Consider the following 25,166-nt stretch of genomic DNA (forward strand, 5'->3'; position numbering starts at 1 on the left):
TTGAATTTTACGTTTAGGTATATATTTTAAAAGGAAGAAGGTTTTTAAATGGAAAAGAAATGGTGGCAAACGTCTGTTGTATATCAAATATATCCAAGAAGCTTTCAAGACAGTGATGGAGATGGAATTGGAGATTTAAGAGGTATCATCAATCGCCTTGATTATTTGCAAAAGCTAGGAATTGATGTGATTTGGCTAAGCCCTGTATATAAATCGCCCAATGATGATAATGGCTATGATATTAGTGACTATGAAGATATTATGGATGAATTTGGAACAATGGCAGATATGGATGAATTAATCGCAACAGCGAATGAAAAGGGTATTAAAATTGTCATGGATTTAGTCGTAAACCACACATCAGATGAGCATAAGTGGTTTATTGAAGCAAAAAAAGGAAAAGACAATCCGTATCGAGATTACTATATTTGGCGAGACCCGGTAAATGGAGAAGTACCCAATGAGTTAAAATCGACTTTTAGCGGTTCTGCATGGGAATATGATAAAGAAAGTGGTCAATATTTCTTGCATTTATTCAGTAAGAGACAGCCAGATTTAAACTGGGAAAATGAAAAAGTGCGGGCAGAAGTTTGGAAGATGATGAACTACTGGTTAGAAAAAGGAATCGGTGGCTTCCGTATGGATGTGATTGATTTAGTAGGGAAGAAACCAGATCAGGGCATTACTGGAAATGGACCTAAGCTTCATGATTATCTCCAAGAAATGCATCAAAAAACGTTTGGTAATTATGATGTTTTAACAGTTGGGGAAACATGGGGAGCGACACCTGAAATTGCTAAATTATATTCCAATCCTGCTAGAAAAGAGCTTTCCATGGTCTTTCAATTTGAACATATTGGATTAGATGAGCAAGAGGGGAAACAAAAATGGGACCTTAAGCCGTTAGAAATAAATCAATTGAAATCCATTCTAGCAAAATGGCAAACTTCTTTAGGTAATGAAGGCTGGAACAGCTTATTCTGGAATAATCATGATTTACCAAGAATCGTTTCTCGCTGGGGTAATGATAGGGAGTATCGAATAGAAAGTGCAAAAATGTTCGCTATCCTTTTACATTTAATGAAAGGAACTCCTTATATTTATCAAGGGGAAGAAATTGGGATGACCAATTGCCCGATTACTGATATTAGCCAAGTAAATGATATTGAAAGCATTAATATGTATTATGAACGATTAGAGCAAGGCTATACAAAAGAGGAAATCGTCCATTCGATTAATGCAAAGGGAAGAGACAATGCAAGAACGCCTATCCAATGGGATGAGACAGAAAATAGCGGTTTTACAGTAGGAACACCTTGGCTGCACGTAAACCCAAATTATACGGAAATAAATGTGAAAAACAATTTAGAAGATCCAAATTCTGTCTTTTATTGCTATCAATCTTTAATTCAATTAAGAAAAGACAACCCAATCGTAGTATGGGGAGATTTTGAGCTAATCGAAGATACGGAAGAAGAGATTTTTGCTTATACACGAAAGTTTGAAGGAAAAACTTGGGTAGTAGTGGCCAACTTTAGTGACCAAGAAAAAATGCTGCATTTACCAGAATTTAACGAGTGTGATGAGGTGATTATTAGTAATTATCATCGTGAAAGTGTGGATTTTGGAAATGTGCATTTAAAGCCATATGAAGCTTTTGTTGTAAGCATTTGATCGAAAACATTACGGAAGCTGTCAACATCATCGATAAGTGAGATATTGACAGCTTTTTTTATTTTCTCTAGAAAAAATAAAAAAAATATTATCAATTCTGATAAAATAAAGTAAGATATAGTTGGGGATTAGTTAATAGGGTAAACAAACTATTGAAAGCGTTTCAATCTATGTTCATTTAAAGACATGGAAATGAAGGCGATTTCAAATTAGAAGTGGGAAAATAAGAGAGAAAGAATGATTATTAGAAGGAGTGATTAATATGAATTATAGTCAAAGATCAATGGGAGAAGTAAACGGAGCAAAGATAACGGAATACACCTTTACTAATAACAATGGAATGAGTTTTTCTAGTATAAATTATGGCTGCATCATCACAAAAATAATAGTTCCAGATAAAGATGGCAACAAGGAGAATGTGGTGCTTGGTTTTGAAACAGTTGAGGAGTACAGACAGAATTCAGGGCCTTATTTAGGGGCAATTGTTGGGAGAATTGCCGGAAGAATTAAGGCTGGACAATTTAAGCTTAATGGCCAAGAATATCGTTTAAATGCAAATACTCCACCTAATCATTTACATGGAGGAAATGTTGGTTGGAGTGAAGTAGTCTTTGATTATTCTATAGTAGAAGAGGAAGAGGCAATTGGAATCCGATACACTTATCATAGTCCTGATGGAGAAGAAGGATATCCTGGTAATTTTGATCTTACAGTGGATTATTTATTAACAAATGATAATGAAATTGTCCTGACTTACAAAGGAAAAACGGATAAAGAAACACCTGTAACGGTAACCAATCATACCTATTTTAATCTTAGTGGAAATAATAAAAGAGATATAACCGAACATGAACTTATTGCAGATGTGGATCGATTCTTAGAGCTGGATGAAGGATTTATTCCAACAGGAAAAATGGTCCCAACAGAAAATACGCCATTTGATTTTGCAGAAGGAAAGCTATTGAAAGAAGGAATGGACAATAACTTCGAACAAAATATTTTAGTAGGCAATGGCTATGATCATCCACTTATCTTCTCTGCTGAAGGTACACATTCTGCTATTTTACGAGATAAAGAAAGTGGTAGGGAATTGTCTTTAGTTACAAATCAGCCTGCAATCATTCTTTATACAGGCAACCAGTTAGAGGATAAGTATGATTTTAATGGCGTAATTGGAAGAAAATACTTAGGGGTATGCTTAGAAACGCAAGGTCTTCCTGATGCAATAAATCACCCTGAATTCCCATCCGTCGTTTTGAAACCAGAAGATACGTATTATGCAGAAACAAAATGGAAGTTTCGGGTAATAGAATAAAAGAATAGTGGGAAGATTTATAGAGAGACTAAATGGATATAATGGGAGTGCTCTCATATTAGTACTCCGAATTGCTTTCTTTTTTGTCGATCCAAGTCATCAGTAAAAGATACTGATGGCTTCTTTTCTTTTTCTCCTGATGGTTAAAGGGTTCTCATTCAATTTAAATTAAAATTGTTTCAAAAGGTGAAATATAGGGAGCTTTATATTTTTTATGATTTCTCTTAAAATAGGTTTATGTTTCATTGGTATGGGTATATAATACTATATAATTTAAAAACTTGTTAAATTATGAGAAAGTTATAAAGGTAGAAAGCTTTGATTAATCAACTTATTTGGGCGCTTTGTTGATTATGAGCTACTAGCGCAACCGGCTAACCAAACTATCCTTGTTTTGTTAGCTTTTTTTATGAATACAAAAGAGTCATATTTCTAATGAATGTTCAGTTCCAGCATCAATGTACCAGCATAAATCAAGTCTCCGCTATCAAGAAAAAGGTACACTAATACGATAATTATAACTATTAGAGATTCGATTATTTAGTTGATGTGCTTTGACGATCCTTATCGTTAATAAGGAGCTTGTGCTTTTTTAAAAACAGGGGGCAGCATATGAGTGAACTTATTAGCTATCAAAAGATAGTAATACATGATCATACAGAAAAAGAATGGAAAGGTAAGATAAATAAGGATTTAAGAGATTGGTTGTCAGGGGATTTTATGCTTAGTGTAGGAATAGGCGAAGCTGTAAACAATGCAATAGAACATGGGGATTTTCCCGTTATATTAGATATACATTATACAAATAGAGCGATTGACATGCGAATTAAAGATCATGGGAATGGGTTTAATGTAACAAAGAAAATCAATGATATTGAAAAATATGGAACAGAAAAGCTCATGAGTGATATCGTCTTAGAGGAACGTGGTAGAGGTATTTTAATGATGATGCAAATCTTTCAAAAAGTGCAATATAATGAAATGGGGAACGAAGTGTTTTTATGGAGGGAAAGGAAGGAAAATGCAGAAGCAATATAATCAAAGAGAGAATAATCATTTAAGTAGGGCTGTTTCTTTAGAGACAGTCCTATTTACGTGTGGTTAAATTTTAATAATGTCATTTTTTTCTATAATCTACTGATTTCTATAAATGAATCGTTTATTATTAGTATATTACGGTAAAAAAGTAGTTTGAGAAGAAGGTAGGAGAAAACAACATGGAGAAAGTGACCTATAGCAACATCCACAAGGAAGGGAAACAAATAATGGAATCTATTAATTGGATCCATGTTCATAATGAGGAAATGTTGCTTCAATATGACAGTAATTTTATACAATTTAAAACAATGCCTACAATAAGCGAATTTGAGCAGGCGGAGGAATACCTTAAAGTGTTTCACCAAAAGACTGGTCAAAAGCATCTTAAGTTTATTTTTCCAGAAAACCAAAAGTTTACGAAGGAGTTACTAGAGCATATTGTAAGTAAATGTTATTATGACGTGGGATTTACTGAACTTTATGCGATTAATCCTCGTGAATTTCCTGTATTGTCTCCTATTGAAGATATTCTTATTCAGAAAGTTACGGAGGAGAATTTTGAGGACTATCTGCAATTAGAATATAATCAAGACTTGGAATATGGAATAGATTATGCAAAAGGAAAAACAGAAGTATATCGGAAAAATTTTAGCAATCCTCATTTCTTGCAGATAATTGCTTATTATAAAGGAAAAGGGGCTGGTGCTTTAGAAGTAATTCTTGGCAATAAAACAGTCGAAATTGACGGAATCTTTGTAATTGATGAATATCAGCGAAAAGGGATTGCTGCTCGTATGCAAAAAATGGTGATGGACTTATTTCCAGATAAGACGATTATCTTGCTGGCAGATGGTGAAGACACACCAAAAGAAATGTATAAAAAGCAAAACTATCAAAAACAAGGTTTCCAATATGAAGCTTTAAAAGAAAAATATGATGTTTTATAGATAAAAAGGAGTCGATTGTATTGAATAAGCCTATACTTGTCTATCGCGGAAAATATGTAGAAAGTACACATAATATTCATATTGCTGTAGTAAATAAAGAAGGTAGATTGCTATATTCCTATGGAAATCCCAATAGAATGACTTTTCCTAGATCGTCGATGAAGCCATTTCAAGCGATTCCCCTTTTAGAGACAGGAGCAGCGGATACATATTCATATAGTAATGCAGAAATAGCAATTGCGTGTGCTTCCCATGCTGGAGAATCCTTCCATCGAGAAACAATTCTTCAGCTGTTAGAAAGATTAGGGATTAAAGAGGATCACCTACAATGTGGAACACATACACCATGGAATTTAACAAGCTATAAAGAGCTGTTGAGAAATGGAGGAGATGTGACCCCTGTTTACAGTAATTGTTCTGGAAAGCATACCGGTATGCTTGCTACTGCTATTCATATGAAGGAAGATATTGCTAATTATCGAGAAGTAGAGCATCCTCATCAGCAGCGAATATTAGAGGCGATTGAAGAAATATGTGATTTTCCAAAAGAAAAAATAAATCTTAGTGTAGATGGTTGTGGCGTACCAGTCCATCAACTACCTCTATATCATGTAGCACTAGGTTATGCAAGACTAGCGAGCCCTGATTCTATTAAATCAGAAAAGCGAATAAAGATAGTCAAACGGATAAGAGACAGTATGATGGAATTTCCTGAAATGGTTGGCGGCACAAGCAGATTTGATACGGACTTAATGAACGCTTATCAAGGACGGATTGTTTCAAAAGCAGGTGCTGAGGCTGTTCAGTGTATGGGCCTTGTCAAAGAAGGAATCGGAATTGCGATTAAGGTAGAAGATGGAGGAACACGAGCAGTAAATGTTGCGGCAATGGAGGTTCTAAGTCAGCTAGGCTATAAAGAGGAGGGAATTTTTACAGATTTAGAAAAATATGTGCATACACCAGTGCTAAATGCAAGAAAAGAAAAAATCGGTGAAATACGTGCAAATTTTAATTTGGAACGAGCGTATCAGCTGAAAAATAATGATACAAAGGAGTAGATGAATGAAACATTATTTGAATGTAAAAGAAGGAAACAATAGCTGGCCGCGCTATTTAGCTTCTATTTTATTAGCTGTTGGATTTATGATTGCTGGTTCTATTGTTTATTTCATCATCGAGTTATTGCGCGTGGAGTTGGACGGGAACGATGCTACATTTATAGATTTGGATACAGGCATGGTTGTCGGCGGAAATGGCACTATTAGTTTATTAATGACACATATTATTTATATCTTTGCTTTAGTTGGTTTATGGATTGGCGTACGATTTATACACAAAAGAAAATTTCGAACATTGATTACAGGGGAAGAAAGAGTAAATTGGAAAAAGATTGGCTGGGGATTCGCCATATTTACTGGGCTATTCCTTGTTACATCTGTTATTGATTTCTTGATAAATGCCCCTGACTATACGTGGAATAATGTTTCACTTTCTGATTATGTCTTTTTATTCCTTGTCGTTATTCTTTTTGTTCCAATTCAAACAACGGTAGAAGAGCTTTTATTTAGGGGATTATTACTACAATGGGTAGGAAAAAAACTAAAAAATCCTATTTTATTAGCACTAATTGTTGGACTAATTTTTGGATCTTTGCATTTTACTAATCCTGAAATGAATGATTCTGCCATATTAGTAGGCTTAGATTATTTGCTTGCAGGATTTGCTTTAACCTTTATAGCTGTAAAAACACGCAGTTTAGAGTTATCGATTGGTGCACATGCGGCAAATAATATGATGATCTTCTTATTATTTACATATGATGATTCAGTTGCAGGTGATATCCCAAGTCTTTTTAGAATTATTGATACAAGTCCATTGTATTCGTTGATCTGGTCCATTGTCATTTTTGTTGCTTTTTATTTAATATGTAGGAAAAAATATGAAGTAAGATAAGGGGTTATTTATTCAGCTAAAAGAATAGGAAGAAGAAAATGGTCTATCTATGTAGGCTATTTTTTTTTGAAAGGAGAAATGATAATTAGTCATTTAGAACAAATGTTCTTAATTTGAGTCTTAAGCCTCTTATCAAAATAATTCGGAATTGTTAAAATTATTATAGTGTAGTGATTCTATTATTAGGAGGCTGTTATATGAAAAAAGAATGTAGAGTAATTCCTTATCAAGTGAAAGAAGTATTAGATCTATCAACAGAAATACCAAAAGGAATTGAACTAATTCAAGCACCTGATTTATGGAATAAAACAAAAGGAAAAGGGATAACCATTGCCATCTTGGATACTGGGTGTGATATAAATCATCCAGATTTACAAGAACGGATTATAGGTGGGAAAAACTTTACCGATGATGACAATGGGAGTCCGGAAGTTTATATGGATTATAATGGGCATGGGACACATGTTGCTGGAACAATTGGGGCATCAGGAAAAGACAGCGGATTGACAGGAGTTGCGCCAGAAGTTTCTCTTTTAATTGTAAAGGTTTTAAATGGACAAGGTTCTGGGCAATATGATTGGATTATAAACGGAATTTATTATGCCATTGAGCAAGGGGCAGATATTATTTCCATGAGTCTTGGTGGACCTGAGGATGTAGCAGAATTACATGAGGCAGTGAAAAAAGCTGTCGAAGCCCAAATTCTCGTCGTGTGTGCAGCGGGGAATGAAGGGGATGGCCTAGATTCAACCGAAGAATTAGGATATCCGGCTGCCTATAATGAAGTGATAAGTGTTGGTGCCGTAGACTTAGAGCGAAATTCTTCTCGTTTTTCCAATTCGAATCGAGAAGTTGATTTAGTAGCTCCTGGGGAAGAAATTCTCTCTACCTTTTTAGATGGGAAATACGCAAGCCTAACAGGAACCTCGATGGCTGCCCCTCATGTGAGCGGTGCTTTAGCATTAATTAAATTAATTAGTAATGAAGCTTTTGAACGAAATTTAACAGAGCCAGAAATTTATGCTCAATTAATTAAAAGAACCATCCCATTAGGAAATAAACCAAGCATAGAAGGCAATGGAATTCTCTATTTAACGGCTCCAGATGAATTAAAGGAAAAACTCCAATCAGCAGTCCAATTACTAGTTGCTAATAGCTATTAAAAGGAATAAACTTTCAAAATAAATCTATTTTAGTGGACAAGCTTCTTGAAAGTGGGAGTTTGTCCACTTTTTTATAGCGGAAAAAAGATTAAATAGTCAAAAATCAAAAATATTTTCCAAAAATGCCAATCCAATCAATACACAATCATTCATACATATATAAACAAAACTTCTACCTAATTTTACAATACTCCCATAATAGAAATGTTATGAAAAAAGTAGTAAAGTGTAAGGAGGTATTTGTGCGTAACTTGTAATATTAAAAGAAGGAGATTAGATTGTTGAATATCGTTATTACACGAAAAATGGTCCTGGAGATGTGTGGTCCTGTTTCTTTAAAAAGAGGCGAGGCATTTTCAAAGAATCATAAGGTGTTGTTTAAAGAATATAGAGAAGACTACTGTGAAGCATTCGTTCAAGCAGCAGAAGACTTTGCTGTAATGGTGGCTGTAGAAGCTGGTGAAATAAAAGCGAATTGTTCTTGTCCAAAGCTAGCTTCCTTTCAAAAAGAATGTCAGCATATTGCAGCTGTTTTGCTGGAGATTAAGAAATTTCAGCTGAGTGGCAAGGAGCCTGCTACTATGCAAGAAACGAATACAAATGTATCAGATGATTTTTTTGCTTTATTTAATCAGACTAGTTTTCCTTCACCAAAGAAACAACGCCACTTTGAGAAAAGAGAAGTAGTTCCAGTTGAATTTTTGATGAAAATTATTCCAGTTGGATCAGAAGCGAATATGTTTGGCATCGAAATTCACCTTTTATCCAATAAAATAAAAAACATTCGTCAATTTTTAGAAGTAATAAATGCCGGCAATATGTATCAATATGCTCTGGGGCAGAATTTTGACCCAAAGTTACACTGTGTAAAGGAAGAAAGTGAAGCAATTCTTCAAGAATTATGGAAAGTGGTAAGCGATGAATCCATTTTCTTGAATCATCACAACGAAATGGACAACATAGGGGAAGAAGATACTTTATTAATACCTCCATCTTCTTGGATTTCCCTTCGTTCACACTGGAAGGAATTAAGTTTTTTAGAAGAATATAGTGGAACTAGAATGCCTTTGCAAGTTTCTCGGGAACCACTCCCACTAACATTTCACTTATATCAGCAGGACACAGGAAGCTATCAATTGAATGTTCAAGGAATGGAATCTATTCTGTTCTTGCATCAATATTATGCAGTCATGATTGACGGAAATGTCATTCAATTGGAATCAGAGGATTTTAACAGGCTTGTGGAAATGAAAAGAATGACAGAGAAGGTTGGCAAGAATTATATCCCTATTGCAAACAATCAAATAGACTTCTTTTTAGAAAATGTTGCTCCAGGCTTGAAAAAATTAGGGGAAGTTCAATTGGAGAAAGAACTTTCAAAAAAAATAGGAAAAGCGCCCCTGCAAGCAGAGCTCTATTTAGATAGAGTAAATAATCGATTGTTGGCAAGTTTAGAATTCCGCTATGAAAATATCGTCATTAATCCAGTTCATGAACGAGATAAAGACATCGATGGAGTGCTTCTTCGAGATTGGAAAAAAGAAGAAGTGATATTGGAGCTGATGGATGGAAGTTCATTTGCGAAAACGGATAGTGGATATATGCTTTATAACGAAGAATTAGAGTTTGATTTTTTGTATTACGTATTACCGAAGTTGCAAAAGCTTGTAAAAGTCTATGCAACAACAGCGATTAGAAATAGAATTTTTAAGGAAAAAACTTGGCCACGGTTTTCGGTGAAATTAAAAAAGGATCGGATTAATTGGCTAGAGTTTAAATTTGAGATGGAAGGATTTCCGGAACGAGAAATAAAAGGACTGTTAGCTGCTTTAGAAGAAAAGCGAAAATATTATCGTTTACAGGATGGCTCTCTTTTTGCCTTAAAAACGCGAGAGATGGAGGAAATTCAACGTTATCTTCTTTCCCCACAAATCAAAGACAAGGATTTTGTCAGCGGATTTGAACTGACCCTTTTAGAAAGCTTATCTTTTATAGAGGAAGACCGAAAGATATTTAAACTAGATGAATCCTATCAACAGTTGATAGAATCACTTCTGCATCCAGAAACATTAATGATTAAGGTTCCCGCTGTTTTAGAGGATGTCCTGAAATCGTACCAGAAGGATGGGTATAGGTGGATGAAAACTTTAGCGAAATTCCACTTCGGCGGAATTTTAGCAGACGATATGGGGTTGGGAAAAACGCTTCAAAGTATTGCCTTTATCATGTCTGAATTACCAGTGATTCGAAAATCAAAGCAAAAAGTGCTAGTCGTTTGCCCATCGTCGCTCCTTTATAATTGGCAGAGAGAAATCATGAAGTTCGCTCCAACTATTCAATGTCTTGTCCTTGATGGGAACAAGAAGGAGCGGGCACAGTTACAAATGGATTTAGAAAATATCGATGTTCTGATAACGTCATATCCATTAATTAGACAAGATATTCAATGGTATGAACAGCAATCTCTCCATACTGTTTTCTTTGATGAGGCACAGTATTTCAAAAATCCACTTTCGCAAACAGCTAAATCAGTGAAAAAAATAAAGGCAATAAATCGTTTTGCCTTAACAGGAACACCGCTTGAGAATTCCATTGAAGAGCTGTGGTCTATTTTTCATATTGTATTTCCTGAGTTATTGAAGGGGTTAAAGGAATACGCAAATCTTACTAATAAGCAGATTGCGAAAAAAATAAGACCCTTTATGCTGCGACGGTTAAAAGAGGATGTATTAGCAGAACTACCGGAGAAAAGACAGTGGAGAGAAATGGTGGAATTGTTACCAGAGCAAAAAAGACTATACGCAGCATATTTGTCAAAACTAAGGCATGATGCTCTAAAGCACTTAAACAAAGATACATTGCGAAAAAATAAGATTAGAATTCTTGCTGGGTTGACGAGGCTACGACAAATATGCTGCCATCCTGCCCTATTTGTAGAAAATTATGAGGGTGGATCAGCCAAGTTAGCGCATTTAATGGAATTAATGGAAGAATCGCAACGTTCGAATCGAAGAGTACTGATTTTTTCGCAATTTACCAGTATGCTGGATATTATCGGACAGGAATTAGCGAAGAAGGGTTTGTCGTTCTTTTATTTGGATGGAAATACTCCCTCTGATGAAAGAGTGGAATTATGTCATCGCTATAATTTGGGAGAACGAGACTACTTTTTGATAAGCTTAAAAGCAGGGGGAACAGGATTAAATTTAATGACAGCTGATACAGTTATTCTATATGATACATGGTGGAATCCTGCAGTTGAAGAGCAAGCTGCAGATCGTGCGCATAGGATGGGGCAAGAAAATATTGTTGATGTCATCAAATTATTCTCCAAAGGAACAATAGAAGAGAAAATATTTGAACTACAGGAAAAGAAAAAAAGTTTAGTGGATGAAATTATTGATACAGATGAAAAAATGATATCGTCCATAACAGAAGAAGATATCATGGAATTATTAAGCTAGAAAAATAGCAGTATAATTAGAAGAAGACCAGAACCTTCGTAAAAGGACTGGTCTTCTTTTGTGATTCTGTCATTCTTCTTTTTGTTTTGGAAATCGTTTGGCTTTTTTGGCAGATTCACGAAGCAAATACTCTATATGACTGTTAATGCTGCGGAAATCATCTGCAGCCCATTTTTGCAGTACTTCGTATAGCTCTGGATCAATGCGTAATGGAAAGCTTTTTTTCTTCGTCATTTATACCACTCATTAATATAAAGTACCTGTATTAATTACAGGAGTTGTAGGATTTTCTGAGACAATCGCGACAAGTAGATTATTTACTAATTGTACCTTTCTTTCATCATCTAATTCAATGATTTTATCCTGCTCTAATTGGTTAATGGCCATTTGCGCCATTCCAACAGCTCCTTCTACAATTTTCTGACGAGCAGAAATAATCGCAGATGCTTGCTGACGCTGCAGCATTGCTTGAGCAATTTCAGTAGAATAGGCTAAATGAGTTAATCTTGCTTCGATTACTTCGACTCCAGCAAGGTCTAGTCGAGCTTGTAATTCGGTTGTAAGCTCGTTAGAGACTTCCTCTGCATTCCCTCTTAATGTTAATTCCACATTTTCAAAGGTATCATACGGGTATTTCGTCGCAACATGTCGTATGGCTGTTTCGCTTTGAATTTCTACAAATTCCTCATAATTGTCCACATCGAAAATCGCCTTAGCTGAATCGATTACTTTAAAAACGATAACAGCAGCTATTTCGATTGGATTTCCATCGACATCATTTACTTTCAATCGCTTACTATTAAAATTGCGTACACGTAAGGAAATTGTTTTTCTTAAAGTTAGTGGAATTGTTAAAAATAACCCACTGCTGCGAATAGAGCCTAAATACTTACCGAAAAAGGTGACAACTACAGCCTGATTTGGTTGAATAATGGTGATTCCACTACCAAGAAGAGCAGCTAATAATATAAACGGAATTCCTACAGCTGGAAGTTCTTGTACAAAAAAATAGGTACCAAGAAAAAGAGAGATGGCAATAAGAAGAACACCGATAAATCCATTAAAATGAAATGCATTTTTTTCTTTCAAATGAGTCACTCCTATAATTTCAATTTGATATAATTATGATATCACTTTTGTATAATATTGTAAAATGTTATGCTGGGAAATAAGCATAAAAAAAAGAGATAGCTAGCTATCTCCAAATTGATTTACACTATTATTCTTATTTCAGTAACTCCAATAAAGTTTTACCAATAATAGTACCTGCCGTTCTTGGTGCCACTTTTGCAGGTAAACCTAGTGGCCATAATGTTTGGATATTATGCTTTTTTGCAGCGGTAAAATCAGTTCCGCCTGGCTTGCTAGCTAAATCGATAATTAAAGCGTCGCTTGACATTTTTTTAATAAGGGTAGCAGTCAGAATAAGTGCAGGAATAGTATTAATAACAATATGCTGGGATGGAATTGCGGACTCTAATGAAGCTTCGAGTAGAGGGTGGAATCCCATTTCCATTGCTCTAGCTTCATCCTCCTTTTTATTGACAAGGACTGTTACCTTTGCACCAACTGCTGAAAAAAGGCGGGCAATCGTTTTGCCGATTCTCCCAAAACCAAGAACAAGTACGTTGGCGTTATGTATTGTAATGTCTGTATGCTTAATAGCAAGCATTAATGCGCCTTCTGCAGTAGGAATTGAATTAAGAATCGCTACATCATTTCTTGCAAATAGAGCAACCAATTGGCGATTCGTTTCTGTAGCCAGTTGCTTTAAGAAAGGGGTAATAATGCCAGAGTATATGGTTGAATTAGGTTTCGTTTTATTTATTAGTTCTTTTGTGAGAATCATTTTTTCCTTAGAAAAAGTCGAATCAGCAATTCCATTATCTTGAATCCCTGGAATAGGCAAGAGAATACTATCTACTTCATGAAGTGGGGCTGTTTGCCCAGTTACTTTGATGACATCCTTATAAGGAATAGAGGCATCTTCAAACCCAATTAAATATATTTTACTAAGCTTAGGTGCTAAAATGCGAATCACTTCAAGCTGCCTATAGTCACCACCGATAATTAATAGGACATGATTATGACTCAATTGTGTCACTTCCTTTTCTCTATGTTGATAGAATCCCTCTATATAGTAATCTATATGGAGGGATAGAATAGTTCAGACTATTTCCAATACGAATATTTCTGACGCAAACTTGTGTATTTTTCTCCAATTAAAATTTGTACTTTTTGATTAACTGAATCAAGTCCTTTGTCATGGAAGCTAGTGTATTTGCAGAGGAAGATATTTCTTCCATTGCAGCAAGTTGTTCTTCTGTTGAAGCTGCAACCTCTTCGGAAGAAGCAGCATTGTTTTTGGCTAAATCAGATATAAGTGCAGCTGTTTTTTCTGTGTTTTGCACTAAAGTTAATATTTCATTAAGTGTCGAAGCTACTTGAGACATTTGTGGGGAAATTAGATTCATATTATCATATATTTCCATAAATGTATTGATGGCTTCATCTGAAATTTCAAGGCCTTTTTGTACATTACTTTCTACAGTGGACATCGTATGAACTGTTTCTTTTGTATCTTGTTGGATTGCCTTGATGATTTCAGTAATTTGACTAGCAGAAATTTGAGATTGTTCAGCTAGTTTTCTTACTTCATCAGCTACGACAGTAAAGCCCTGTCCAGATTCTCCAGCTCTTGCTGCTTCAATTGCAGCATTCAGGGCGAGTAAATTAGTCTGATTAGAAATAGCAGTGATGACATCTACGATAGCCCCTATTTCTTTCGTACGATCATGTAATGAAGCAATGACTTTATTCGAATCAGATACGGAATGATGAATTTCATTCATTTGATTAACCGTTTGTTGGACAATCGCTTTTCCTACTTCTGCTTTTTGAGTAGTAGTTCTTGTACGATCTAATACTTCATTAGCATTTAGCAAAACCGTGTTTGTACCATTTACTATTTGATTTAAAGATAAAATATTTGCTTCGACGCCTTCTGTTTGTTTTTCAGCACTAACAGCCACATGTTGGATGGCGGTTGCTACTTGCTCACTAGCTTCATTTGTTTGGCCAGCACTAGCGTTTAACTCTTCAGCAGTTGTGGAAACTGTTAAAGAATGGTGCTCTAGTGTTTTTAAAAGCGTCTTTAGACTTGATTGCATGGAAGTAAATGAGTGGGCAAGTTGTCCGATTTCATCGTTTGACTGAAGCGTTATCTCTTCTGTAAGGTCCCCATCGCTTATTTTTTTTGCTTTATTCTGAATTTCTTTTAATCTGCTAACAAGTGAACGAATAATTAAAATAATGATAGCTCCTCCAAAAATAATAGAAGCGACCACAACTAAAAGACTTTTTTGTAGGATAGGTTTTACTGCAGCATTTGTTTCAGCATCCAGCATAGAACCAACAATTTTCCATCCTGTATTCTCATTTGTTAAATAATAAAGTGTTCGATCCTGACCGTTTGTTTTATAGTGATGCACTCCAGAATTTTGCTCATATAAGTCAGGAGAATTTTGGTCAACCTTTGTGCCAGCTTCATTTATTGGGCTGACAAGATAGTTTTGCTCTGTATCCAATAGAATTATGTAGCCTTCATTCCCAACTGCAACTTCTTTGGTTGTTTTTTCTAAAGTAGAGAGATTTAGATCAATGCCAATTACTCCGGAACCATCTACTGTTTTCCTAGTAATGGTAACTACCATTTCTCCAGAACTAGCATCTATATAAGGACTTGTTACGATGGCTTTATCCACTGAATTGTTCATTGCTTGTTTAAACCAAGTTCTATCTCTTGGGTCATAATCGTCTGGTAGATCTAGAGCTGGAGAGGTGTACATTTTCCCATCCTGTGTTCCTAAATAAACGGCTTCAGCTTCTGGGTGAAGTCCTTTATACTGGTCTAGCTTTGACATTAGAGCATCAGGATTATCTCCTTGTTTTTCAAATAAGTCTCCTGTAATTATATCTGCTAAATAATTTGCATCATATAGTTTAGGGGAAATGGTACTGTCGATACTACTATTTAATAACTTGACGTTCTCTTTTGTGCTTTCCAGTATTTTCTCGCTAAGTTCATGTTTAGCACTTTGTATAGATAGGTAGGCTACCGTTAAAGTAGGAACAATTAGAATAAGGGCAAATGCAATGTAGAGTTTAGTGCTTAATTTTAAATTTTGATTTAATGATTTTAAAATTCTCATCAATCATAGCTCCTTTCCATAAATTTTGTGTAACGGTGTATAAATTGCTTCTTAGACACTATTTGCTATATGAACGAAGGACTAGATGAACGGATTCATATTTGCAGTATAATCAAATGTTAATTATTATTTCGACAAGTTATGACAAAGGTGAAGGGGATTTATTAATTTTCTGAGGCTTTTTTGTGAAAAATCAGAAAAAATTTACAAAATAGTCACAAATTAAAAAACAGCTGTGCTTGTCAGCTGTTTAAATGGTTTAGCTTTTTTGCATTTTATTTTTAAATGCTTTCGGTGAACAATGATTTGCCCGCTTAAAAAGTTTATAAAATTGGGCCATATTCGTAATCCCAGCTTCATAGCTTATTTCTAAAATGCTTTTATCTGTAGTTAATAGTAATAATTCCGCTTTTTTTATCCGCTTTAGATTAATATAATCGACAAAAGACATACCCATCACTTTTTTAAAGTATTTGATAAAATAGTGATAGCTAAAATTCAAAAGCTCACATACATCCTCTACAAGTATTCGGTCTTCTAAATGACGATCAATATAATCTAAAACAGGCTTAATTCTGGATAAATCTTGTTCTTCTGAAGAATGGAGCATATTTTTCGTATCATTTCTAACTAATAAAAGTAGAAGTCTTTTAATTGAATAGTTGATGGCAATTTCATACCCTTTTTCTTTTGTTTGACTTTCCTTATGTATCTCGTTAATTAAATAATGTACCTCTTGTTTGATTTGCTGATTTTCTTCAAAGATATAATTTATCCTGTCTAATGGATGTGTTATTTCTGAAAAACAATAGAAATAAGGAAGAATGCTTTGATCAAAATGTTTATGTAAATCTATTTGCAAGACGATATAGCGCAAATTGCCGCCACTAGCTTTACTTGTTCTATGAGGTTGTGAGGTCCCCATAATAAGAACATCCCCTGCAGAAATCGTTTGATCCAATTCCTTTGTTTGCACCGCCAAACTACCATCAACAATGGCAAGTAACTCCACTTCTTTATGATAGTGCCAAGGGTGATATTCAACAGAAGTTATTGCGTTTTCCCTCTCATCGTTTATCTCCCATACTTTTAGGGATAGAAGAGGATTTTGGTAAATAACTTTTTCGTTTACTGGCTGATTATAGGTGTGCTTAGTCCTTATTTCCACTTCATCTTCTCCTCCCTCTATAAATGTTGATGTACCAACGGTTTGAGCCATTGGTAGTGCATCAAAAAAATATTTTTCGACAAAGTTTACTACAGTATTTTCATATTATGTGAATCTATTCCAATACATGGGTACGCTACGCGGTCACTACTAGTAAAAACTGGTAAGTAGTGCTGGGGAATTATGTGATGCACAATGGATCTCTGCGTAGCTTATGATGACGTACCCTCCCATGTCTCTGGGCATCTGTGTGCCTACATTCCTTCGTTCGGTCTAGTCATAAGGCAGAGGCTAGCGAAGCTCCTATAGGGACTCGAGGTCGGATGGAAAAAATAGTGCCAGCTTCTCCGTGTCATCCTGTTGTCTAGGTCTATCAAGGGGATGTAGAACTTACATAGCCTCTGCGAGACTAGGAATATCCTTCATCATTCGCTGTGCGTCAAATGCTTTGTGCTTGGTGCTAATTCCGTGTAATACTTTTAATAGCTTACCGCATAGAACCACGATGGATTGCTTCTTGCGTAACGGATTAACCTGGCGGTTAGTGTAATACTCATGTAGCTTTCTAAAGGCTTCATTGTGGCGAATCATGGGCATCATCACTCGGAAAAGGAGGGCGCGTAGTTTTCTTCTACCACGTTTAGATATACGTTTTTGACCTTTATGTTGACCGGATGAGTTTTCACGTAACGTTAATCCCGCAAGCTTAATAATTTGGCGTGGATCATCATAGTGTGAGAAGCTTCCAATTTCAGCTAAAAGGTCGACAATTGTTGTATCTCCCAGTCCCGGGACCGTTGTGAGCCATTCGTATTCCACAGAAGTTTTAACTAGTTCTACTAACTGTTGTGTAATGCTTTCAATTTCTTGTTCTAACTGATTGTAACGACTGACGAGTGTGGCGATTTCAAAACGGGCCATCTCACGTCCTTCCGTTATGCCGATAGAGGTAGCTGCGACTTCAATTAGACGCTTCGCTTTCGGCTTCTGAGGAGATTTCATCCCCTTAACTTTTTTGAATAATACAAGTAGTTCATCAACCTGTTTCTGATTTAGGTCGCTTGGGAATGGGGTGGATTCGAGTGCAGCCAGTGCCATTTTTCCGAACTTCGGAAATACTTGTGTAAATTCAGGAAAATAGCGGTCTAGCCAACGAATCATCATGTTTTTAACAGCACCGAATTCCTCAACTAACTTTTCTCGAAACGTTGATCCAACACGGAGTTCAGCTTCCATGTCTTTCAAAATACGCGGGTAGCTGAAACGTCCATCTTTAACGAGTCTAGCGATTACAAGGGCATCCTTACGGTCGTGTTTGGTAGGTAGATTATCATCTAGCTCCTTTGAACGCTTGACATGCATAGGATTAGTCATGACAAGTGGAATACCTCGTTCTTGCAGAAAATAGGCTAAATTGAGCCAATAATGGCCCGTAGGTTCGATTCCAACAATGACTTCCGTTTTCCCGGATTCTTTCATAGCTACCAAAATCCGTTTGTAGAAAAGTTCAAAGCCATCTCTGGATTGTGAAACTGAGAAAGATTTTTGGAGCACTCGTCCTCGATCATCTACAAAGCATGCGTAATGTGTACGTTTTGCAATATCGATACCGATGACAAGCGTTTTTTCGGTGACTTGATTAATTTTTTGATTTTGTATAAAATCCATTATGGAGTCCTCCTTGGTTACTAAATTAGGGGTCAATTTCTGCAGATCTTGACACCCCGTATCATACCAAGAGGGCTCTTTGTTGTTCAAGTCCCCGAAAATCCTTCTAACAGGAATGCTCCTATTTGAATAGGTTGTAAAGATACTGTTCTTCTTTCTATTGTAGCAAAAAGCAGATAATGAAATGACATAATTGCATAAAAAAAAGACAGGATTAAGTATTTTTTTATCCGTTTTCATTTTTTATAATAAAGCGTATACATAGATTGAGAAAAGGAGTTACAAAACAATGATTACAGTCTGGAATGAAAACCGTCATGAGAAGAAAAACCCACTTGTTGCGGACATTTATCCAAATGGCATTCATGGTACGATTGCCGCATTTTTGGAAAAAGAGGGCTATCAAACGCATACAGCAACATTAGATGAACCAGAGCATGGATTAACAGAGGAAGTATTGAATAACACAGATGTATTGGTTTGGTGGGGACATTTAGCGCATCATGAAGTACAGGACGAAATCGTACAAAAAGTGAAACAACGTGTTTTAGATGGAATGGGATTAATAGTTCTTCATTCAGGTCATTTTTCTAAAATTTTCAAAACCTTAATGGGCACTAGCTGTGACTTAAAGTGGAGGGAAGCAGATGATCGGGAAAGACTATGGGTGGTAGCTCCTAATCACCCAATTGTGGAAGGAATTAATGAATACATTGAATTAGAAAAAGAAGAAATGTACGGGGAACATTTTGATATACCAGCACCAGATGAACTTATTTTCACTAGTTGGTTTGAAGGGGGAGAGGTTTTCCGTAGCGGCTGCACGTATGCAAGAGGAAACGGGAAGGTCTTTTATTTTAGACCAGGACATGAAACTTACCCGACCTACCATCATAAAGATATCCAAAAAGTCATTAGCAATGCTGTTAAATGGGCAACACCAGTTAAACGGAAGAGACCAGTTTATGGCAATGCAAAGCCTATTGAAACAATATCCGTAAAGTAAATAGAGGAGGTAATGGAAATGGCTAAATTAAAGATTGGTGTAATTGGGTGTGGCAGTATTGCGCAACATCGGCATATCCCGGAGTATCTGTGGAATGAACAAGTGGAATTAGCTGCAGTATGTGACATCAATGAAGTAAGAGCAGCAGAAGTGGCTGAGAAATATCAAGTGAAAGCATTTACCGATTATAAAGACTTGTTAGAAATGGCAGAGATAGATGCAGTTAGCGTGTGTACACCAAATTATCTGCATGCTCCAATTTCCATTGATGCACTACATGCTAAAAAACATGTACTTTGTGAAAAGCCAATGGCGACATCAGAAGAAGAAGCAAATCAAATGATCGAAGCCGCTAAACAGAGTGGGAAAAAATTGATGATTGGACATAATCAACGTTTTGTTTCCTCCCATCAAAAAGCACATCAGTTAATTAAAAGTGGGGAAGTTGGAAAGATATATAGTTTCCGTACGACATTCGGTCATGGTGGTCCAGAAGGCTGGAGTGTAGATGGCAAAGACAGTTGGTTCTTTAAAAAGGAAGAGGCTTTTATTGGTGCTATGGGAGATTTAGGTGTACATAAAGCAGATTTATTACGGTATGTATTAGGAGAAGAATTTGCTGAAGTAGGGGCTTTTGTAGAAACAAATGCGAAAGAATTCTCAAGTGTGGATGATAATGCTGTTTGTATATTACGAACAGAGAGTGGCGTTATCGGAACGCTTACAGCGAGCTGGGCTTATAGAGGGAAAGAAGATAATTCTACCGTTATCTATGCAGAAAAAGCAGTAATTCGCTTAGAAGATGATCCAAACTATTCATTAATTATCCAGTACACAAATGGTGAAAAAGTAAATTATGAGTTAGGCAGAATTCAGTCAAATGAGGATGGTGGTCAAAATAAGTCAGGTGTTATTGACCATTTTATTGAAAGTATTCTTGAAGACAAAGATCCTCTTGTAACGGGAGAAGAAGGGAAGAAATCTTTAGCTATTATTCTTGCGGCATTAGCATCACAAGAAACAAAGACAATTACAAAAATATAAAGACCTATTAACAAAATCAATGCAGAATATTGGAAAGGAGAATTCTTATGAAATTAGGTGTGTTTACCGTTTTATTTGCAGATAAAACATTTGAAGAAATGCTTGATGCAGTGAAAGAAGCAGGAATACAAGCTGTAGAAATTGGTACAGGTGGTTATCCTGGAAACAATCATTGTAATGTAGATGAATTATTGGATTCAGAAGAAAAGCGAAAAGAATATCTTGAAAAAATTGCAGAGCGCGACCTTTTCATTAGTGCATTCAGCTGCCATGGGAATCCTATTTCACCAGAGGAAGGGTTCGCAAAGGAATCTCATGAAACATTGATTAAAACAATAAAACTAGCATCTTTAATGAATATTCCTGTTGTAAATTGCTTTTCAGGAACTGCTGGAGATCACGATGGAGCGAAATATCCAAATTGGCCTGTTACACCTTGGCCAAATGAATATAGTGACGTGAAAAAATGGCAATGGGAAGAAAAGCTAATCCCTTATTGGAAGAAAGTAGGGAGTTTCGCAAAAGAGCATGGAGTGAAAATTGGCTTAGAATTACATGGCGGATTTCTTGTGCATACCCCCTATACACTATTAAAACTACGAGAAGAAACGTGTGATGCTATTGGGGCAAACCTTGATCCAAGCCATTTATGGTGGCAAGGAATTGACCCAGTTGCAGCTATAAAAATTTTAGCGAGGGCAAATGCCATTCATCATTTTCATGCAAAAGATACGTATATAGATCAAGAAAATGTCAATATGTATGGTTTAACAGATATGCAGCCATATGGCGAAGTGCAAACGAGAGCATGGACATTTCGCTCGGTCGGATGTGGACATAGTGTTAGTGAATGGTCTGATATGATAAGTGTCTTACGCACCTATGGATATGACTATGTGGTTAGCATTGAACACGAAGATCCAATTATGTCGATTAGAGAGGGATTAACAAGAGCAGTGACCAATTTGAAATCTGTCCTAATTGAAGAAAAACCGTCCCAAATGTGGTGGGTGTAAAGAATCGCATAGTATTCTACTAATAGAAATGAGGGAGACATATGTCTAAGTTAAAGGTAGCTATTATTGGTTGTGGCAATATTTTTCCTATGCATGCACAGTCGATTGTCTCAAGAGAAGATGCAGAGCTAGTAGCTGTTTGTGATGTGAAACAAGAACGAGCAGAAGAAAAAGCAAAAATCTATCAATGTGGCAGCTATACTGACTATATGGAAATGTTTAGAAAAGAAAAGATAGATGTTTTGCATATCTGTTTGCCACATCATCTCCATGCTCCAGTAACAATAGAAGCAGCAAAAAGAAAGATTCATATTTTGACAGAGAAACCGATGTCTATTCACTATAACGATGCGAAAGCAATGGTTGAGACAGCAAAAGAAAATAAGGTAACCCTTGGTGTCATTTTCCAAAATCGCTATAATCCTGGGTCACAGCTAATAAAGAGAATGCTAGATAATGGAGAACTTGGTACGATAAAGTCAGGTAAGCTATCTGTTACATGGGACCGATCGGATGATTATTATCAAAAAAGCGATTGGAAAGGTACATGGGAAAAAGAAGGCGGAGGGGTAATAATCGATCAAGCAATCCATACAATGGATTTAATGAGATGGTTTATTGCTGATGATATTAAGTATGTAGATGCATCGATAAGTAATCGGGCACATGAAATGATAGAAGTGGAAGATGCAGCAGAAGGGGTTGTAGCCTATAAAAATGGCATCGTTACAGCTTTCCATGCCATTAATTATTATACGTATGATGCACCTGTTGAAATTGAATTACATTGTGAAAAGGGAATTGCCAAAATGATTGCAGACCGGGCAACAGTCCGTTTACTTGATGGAAGAGAATTTATTGCAGATAATAATCCACAGGAAACCTTCGATTATGAAAATGGAGTAAAAGGATATTGGGGAGTAAGTCATGTGAAGCAAATAAATAATTTTTATGATTCATTAGCTAAGGGAATCCCTTTAGACATCACAGGGGAAGATGCCTTAAAAACACAAGAAATGATTTGTGCGGTTTACGAATCAGGGAAGAAAAAAGAACGAGTTTATTTTAAATCGAAAGTGGAGACTTTGTAAAATACTATTTTCAGCCGATTACTTATTAAAAAAGAGGCTGGGACATAAGCATTTCAATCAACAACAAACACGAACTATAATGTAATTAAATTACATTATAGTTCGTGTTTGTTTTTTTGGGAAAAGGTTTAAAAACGAAGTGAAATGGAGCGGAGGACGCTCGACTCTTGCGAGAAATAGAGGAAAGGCTGAGACCCCGCAGCGCACACAGGAGGACACTGAAAAAGTATAGTTTTTCCAAATTAAATAAGAATTAATTTATTTGAAAGCGAATAATAAGTTGGTTTGGAGAGGTGACCGCTTGACTCCTATGGGAGCAGCGAGAAAGTCCGAGACCCTGCAGGAGCGTAGCGACGAAGCGGCTCGGCGCTCGCCCCATGGAAAGCAAGTGGGCACCTCGGAAAACAATTTACACATCTAAGTTTAAAAGGCGGTTAGGACCAATCATCAATAGCTATCAGTTTTTCAGTGGTCTCGCACACAGCGAGGGAGGCTCAGATTCCTCCCCGGCGCATCGTGCGTCTGTAGCGCAATGGAACGACTTTGTTTTTATACTTAACTATATTTAAAAACATAGATAACCATCATGAGAAAGTAGCTTTATGTAAGAGCTAAATTAAAGATTGTTCGTCTTTAAAGATTAGTTATTTAGTTTTGTCCTAGCCTCTTTTTCTGTATAATATTTTGCTTAAGATGGTTCTTTCAATACGTAATAATAGAAAAAACAATGGAAAAAAATTTTATAAAACACTTTACAAATCGTAATGATTACGGTTAATATAAGATAGTCGATGAAATGATTATTCACTCAACACTCTAAATCGTAATTGTTTCGATTTGTTTTTTCAGCCTATTGAAAGTTCCCGAAGGAGTTTTAAGGGAAAATGAGCTGACCAAAACTTCTGTAGGTATTTTTTTTAATCAGTAGAGGGAACAAGAGAATAATGAAGAGGAATGGTCTTATTTAATCCTCACATATTAAGTAAGGAGGTTAAGATGCTAAAAATAGTTTTCCTACCTTTATGATTTTCATCAGTTTTCAATAAATGGTGGCGAACCTAATTGTAGCTTACATAAACCTTGTATTGATACACCATTCAAGGTTACTTATCCAGTATCACATATGCATAATTAGGGTATGAACAAAGAAAGGTTTGGTAATTATGAGAGTAAATATTACACTTGTTTGCACAGAAACAGGAGATAAGCAACTAACTTTACGAAAATATCCGAAAAATATTGCATAATGAAAGTATTTAAAAAGGCAGGGTGAAATAAATGGGGAAAAAATTTAAATTAATTAGTATGATGTTACTTGCAGTATTGATAATAGCTGCATGTGGGAAAGGTGAAAAGGATGTGTCTAGTGGATCAAGCAAAGAAAAGCTACAGATCATGACAACATTTTATCCAATGTATGAATTTACAAAAAACATAGCTGGTGATAAGGCAAATGTAAAAATACTTATACCTTCTAGTCAAGAGCCACATGGTTGGGAACCGACACCGAAAGATATAGCAAATGTCCAAGCATCAGATTTATTTATTTTTAATAGTATTTATATGGAAAGCTTTGTAGATACAATTAAAGCTGCTGTTGATAATAAAGAAACAGTGTTCGTTGAAGCAAGTAGTGACATTACTTTAAAAGAGGGAATTACAGATGAACATGATTTTGAGAGTGAAGAGGAAGAACACGATCATGAGAACAAAGAGGAAGACCATAATCATGATAGTGAAGAAGCTGAAGACGAGCATAGCCATGAGAAAGATCCGCATGTGTGGTTAAGCCCAGCACTAGCGATTAAAGAAGTAGAAACAATTACAGCTAGTCTAATTGAAGCAGATCCAGATAATAAGGAAAGCTATCAACAAAATAGTGAAGCATATATTGCGCAATTATCAGCACTTGATCAAGAATATCAAGACGCTTTAAGTAAAGTAGAGAAAAAAGAGATGATTACCCAGCATGCTGCATTTGGATACTTAGCTAGTGAATATGGACTTACACAAGTACCAATTTCTGGATTATCACCAGAAGAAGAACCAAATGCACAACGATTAGCTGAATTAAAGGATTTTGCAAAAGAGCATGATATTAGTGTTATTTATTTTGAAGAAACGGCATCTAAAAAGGTTGCCGATACACTCGCATCTGAAATTGGTGCAAAAACAGAAGTGCTTAGCACATTAGAAGTATTAAGCAAAGTAGATGAAGATAATGGATTGGATTATATTAAGGTAATGGAAAGAAATCTAGAAAAAATTGTGCAAGCGCAACAATAATATCATAGCTTAAGAAGTCTCCATTGGTGTTTTTTCTCTTTCCAATGGAGGCTTTTCATTTAGGTGTACTTACCTGTTGCTTTGCGGGAGTTAAAAGTGTTATTGTAATATTGAAAGCGTTT

At 35.9% G+C, this 25,166-nt stretch carries 19 protein-coding genes and 1 riboswitch; of the genes, 13 read left to right on the forward strand and 6 right to left on the reverse strand.

Annotated elements, in window-relative coordinates; all coding sequences use genetic code 11:
- Positions 1 to 48 precede the first annotated feature (48 nt).
- From ACTNDN_RS01810 to ACTNDN_RS01845, 8 genes are all read left to right on the forward strand, one after another.
- Positions 49 to 1,674, forward strand: coding sequence for a glycoside hydrolase family 13 protein (locus ACTNDN_RS01810; RefSeq protein WP_441130613.1), 1,626 nt, complete (start codon positions 49 to 51; stop codon positions 1,672 to 1,674).
- A gap of 262 nt (positions 1,675 to 1,936) precedes the next feature.
- A complete protein-coding gene (locus ACTNDN_RS01815; RefSeq protein WP_441130615.1) occupies positions 1,937 to 2,989 on the forward strand; it encodes an aldose epimerase family protein in 1,053 nt (350 codons plus the stop codon).
- 302 nt (positions 2,990 to 3,291) lie between these two features.
- Positions 3,292 to 3,374: riboswitch (cyclic di-GMP riboswitch) on the forward strand.
- 227 nt (positions 3,375 to 3,601) lie between these two features.
- Complete coding sequence (locus ACTNDN_RS01820; RefSeq protein ID WP_441130616.1) at positions 3,602 to 4,027, forward strand: ATP-binding protein; 426 nt, start codon at positions 3,602 to 3,604, stop codon at positions 4,025 to 4,027.
- Positions 4,028 to 4,206: 179 nt separating this feature from the next.
- Entirely contained in the window at positions 4,207 to 4,974 is a 768-nt protein-coding gene (locus ACTNDN_RS01825; protein ID WP_441130617.1) for a GNAT family N-acetyltransferase, read from the forward strand.
- A 20-nt stretch (positions 4,975 to 4,994) separates the two neighbouring features.
- On the forward strand, positions 4,995 to 6,032 hold the full coding sequence (locus ACTNDN_RS01830) for an asparaginase (RefSeq protein ID WP_441130619.1): 1,038 nt from the start codon (positions 4,995 to 4,997) through the stop codon (positions 6,030 to 6,032).
- 4 nt (positions 6,033 to 6,036) lie between these two features.
- Positions 6,037 to 6,927: a lysostaphin resistance A-like protein gene (locus tag ACTNDN_RS01835; protein WP_441130621.1), complete on the forward strand. Its 891-nt coding sequence runs from the start codon at positions 6,037 to 6,039 to the stop codon at positions 6,925 to 6,927.
- 197 nt (positions 6,928 to 7,124) lie between these two features.
- A complete protein-coding gene (locus tag ACTNDN_RS01840; RefSeq protein ID WP_235251988.1) occupies positions 7,125 to 8,090 on the forward strand; it encodes a S8 family peptidase in 966 nt (321 codons plus the stop codon).
- Between the two features lie 281 nt (positions 8,091 to 8,371).
- Positions 8,372 to 11,554, forward strand: a complete 3,183-nt coding sequence (locus tag ACTNDN_RS01845; protein ID WP_441130624.1) for a DEAD/DEAH box helicase — start codon at positions 8,372 to 8,374, stop codon at positions 11,552 to 11,554.
- A gap of 69 nt (positions 11,555 to 11,623) precedes the next feature.
- On the opposite strand, the gene ACTNDN_RS01850 is transcribed toward ACTNDN_RS01845, so the two are convergent.
- The 6 genes from ACTNDN_RS01850 to ACTNDN_RS01875 form a co-directional block, all read right to left on the reverse strand.
- On the reverse strand, positions 11,624 to 11,788 hold the full coding sequence (locus ACTNDN_RS01850; protein ID WP_016200850.1) for a hypothetical protein: 165 nt from the start codon (positions 11,786 to 11,788) through the stop codon (positions 11,624 to 11,626).
- A 12-nt stretch (positions 11,789 to 11,800) separates the two neighbouring features.
- Positions 11,801 to 12,643 carry an SPFH domain-containing protein gene (locus ACTNDN_RS01855; protein WP_441130626.1) on the reverse strand — a complete coding sequence of 281 codons (843 nt, stop codon included), beginning with the start codon at positions 12,641 to 12,643 and terminating at the stop codon, positions 11,801 to 11,803.
- A 136-nt stretch (positions 12,644 to 12,779) separates the two neighbouring features.
- Complete coding sequence (gene dpsA, locus ACTNDN_RS01860) at positions 12,780 to 13,649, reverse strand: dipicolinate synthase subunit DpsA (protein WP_441130628.1); 870 nt, start codon at positions 13,647 to 13,649, stop codon at positions 12,780 to 12,782.
- 127 nt (positions 13,650 to 13,776) lie between these two features.
- Positions 13,777 to 15,765, reverse strand: coding sequence for a methyl-accepting chemotaxis protein (locus ACTNDN_RS01865; protein WP_441130630.1), 1,989 nt, complete (start codon positions 15,763 to 15,765; stop codon positions 13,777 to 13,779).
- 259 nt (positions 15,766 to 16,024) lie between these two features.
- Positions 16,025 to 16,933, reverse strand: a complete 909-nt coding sequence (locus ACTNDN_RS01870) for a helix-turn-helix domain-containing protein (RefSeq protein ID WP_048717093.1) — start codon at positions 16,931 to 16,933, stop codon at positions 16,025 to 16,027.
- Positions 16,934 to 17,323: 390 nt separating this feature from the next.
- Positions 17,324 to 18,601, reverse strand: coding sequence for an IS110 family transposase (locus ACTNDN_RS01875; RefSeq protein ID WP_441130632.1), 1,278 nt, complete (start codon positions 18,599 to 18,601; stop codon positions 17,324 to 17,326).
- Positions 18,602 to 18,890: 289 nt separating this feature from the next.
- Here ACTNDN_RS01875 and ACTNDN_RS01880 point away from each other — a divergent pair, with 289 nt between their 5' ends.
- From ACTNDN_RS01880 to ACTNDN_RS01900, 5 genes are all read left to right on the forward strand, one after another.
- Entirely contained in the window at positions 18,891 to 19,607 is a 717-nt protein-coding gene (locus tag ACTNDN_RS01880) for a ThuA domain-containing protein (RefSeq protein WP_251627386.1), read from the forward strand.
- 18 nt (positions 19,608 to 19,625) lie between these two features.
- Positions 19,626 to 20,651, forward strand: coding sequence for a Gfo/Idh/MocA family protein (locus ACTNDN_RS01885; protein ID WP_441130634.1), 1,026 nt, complete (start codon positions 19,626 to 19,628; stop codon positions 20,649 to 20,651).
- Positions 20,652 to 20,698: 47 nt separating this feature from the next.
- Complete coding sequence (locus ACTNDN_RS01890) at positions 20,699 to 21,667, forward strand: sugar phosphate isomerase/epimerase family protein (protein ID WP_031540708.1); 969 nt, start codon at positions 20,699 to 20,701, stop codon at positions 21,665 to 21,667.
- Positions 21,668 to 21,708: 41 nt separating this feature from the next.
- A complete protein-coding gene (locus ACTNDN_RS01895; RefSeq protein WP_031540709.1) occupies positions 21,709 to 22,758 on the forward strand; it encodes a Gfo/Idh/MocA family protein in 1,050 nt (349 codons plus the stop codon).
- 1,278 nt (positions 22,759 to 24,036) lie between these two features.
- A complete protein-coding gene (locus ACTNDN_RS01900) occupies positions 24,037 to 25,044 on the forward strand; it encodes a metal ABC transporter substrate-binding protein (RefSeq protein WP_441130637.1) in 1,008 nt (335 codons plus the stop codon).
- Positions 25,045 to 25,166: the final 122 nt, after the last annotated feature.

It is taken from the genome of Niallia sp. HCP3S3_B10, assembly GCF_052064465.1.
Classification (GTDB): Bacteria; Bacillota; Bacilli; order Bacillales; family Cytobacillaceae; genus Niallia; species Niallia hominis.

What these genes read in the sequence shown, in the direction of transcription:
- ACTNDN_RS01810 (WP_441130613.1), top strand. Translation starts at nt 49, where the DNA reads ATGGAAAAGAAATGGTGGCAAACGTCTGTTGTATATCAAATATATCCA.
- ACTNDN_RS01815 (WP_441130615.1), top strand. Translation starts at nt 1,937, where the DNA reads ATGAATTATAGTCAAAGATCAATGGGAGAAGTAAACGGAGCAAAGATA.
- ACTNDN_RS01820 (WP_441130616.1), top strand. Translation starts at nt 3,602, where the DNA reads ATGAGTGAACTTATTAGCTATCAAAAGATAGTAATACATGATCATACA.
- ACTNDN_RS01825 (WP_441130617.1), top strand. Translation starts at nt 4,207, where the DNA reads ATGGAGAAAGTGACCTATAGCAACATCCACAAGGAAGGGAAACAAATA.
- ACTNDN_RS01835 (WP_441130621.1), top strand. Translation starts at nt 6,037, where the DNA reads ATGAAACATTATTTGAATGTAAAAGAAGGAAACAATAGCTGGCCGCGC.
- ACTNDN_RS01840 (WP_235251988.1), top strand. Translation starts at nt 7,125, where the DNA reads ATGAAAAAAGAATGTAGAGTAATTCCTTATCAAGTGAAAGAAGTATTA.
- ACTNDN_RS01850 (WP_016200850.1), bottom strand. Translation starts at nt 11,788, where the DNA reads ATGACGAAGAAAAAAAGCTTTCCATTACGCATTGATCCAGAGCTATAC.
- ACTNDN_RS01865 (WP_441130630.1), bottom strand. Translation starts at nt 15,765, where the DNA reads ATGAGAATTTTAAAATCATTAAATCAAAATTTAAAATTAAGCACTAAA.
- ACTNDN_RS01875 (WP_441130632.1), bottom strand. Translation starts at nt 18,601, where the DNA reads ATGGATTTTATACAAAATCAAAAAATTAATCAAGTCACCGAAAAAACG.
- ACTNDN_RS01880 (WP_251627386.1), top strand. Translation starts at nt 18,891, where the DNA reads ATGATTACAGTCTGGAATGAAAACCGTCATGAGAAGAAAAACCCACTT.
- ACTNDN_RS01885 (WP_441130634.1), top strand. Translation starts at nt 19,626, where the DNA reads ATGGCTAAATTAAAGATTGGTGTAATTGGGTGTGGCAGTATTGCGCAA.
- ACTNDN_RS01890 (WP_031540708.1), top strand. Translation starts at nt 20,699, where the DNA reads ATGAAATTAGGTGTGTTTACCGTTTTATTTGCAGATAAAACATTTGAA.
- ACTNDN_RS01895 (WP_031540709.1), top strand. Translation starts at nt 21,709, where the DNA reads ATGTCTAAGTTAAAGGTAGCTATTATTGGTTGTGGCAATATTTTTCCT.
- ACTNDN_RS01900 (WP_441130637.1), top strand. Translation starts at nt 24,037, where the DNA reads ATGGGGAAAAAATTTAAATTAATTAGTATGATGTTACTTGCAGTATTG.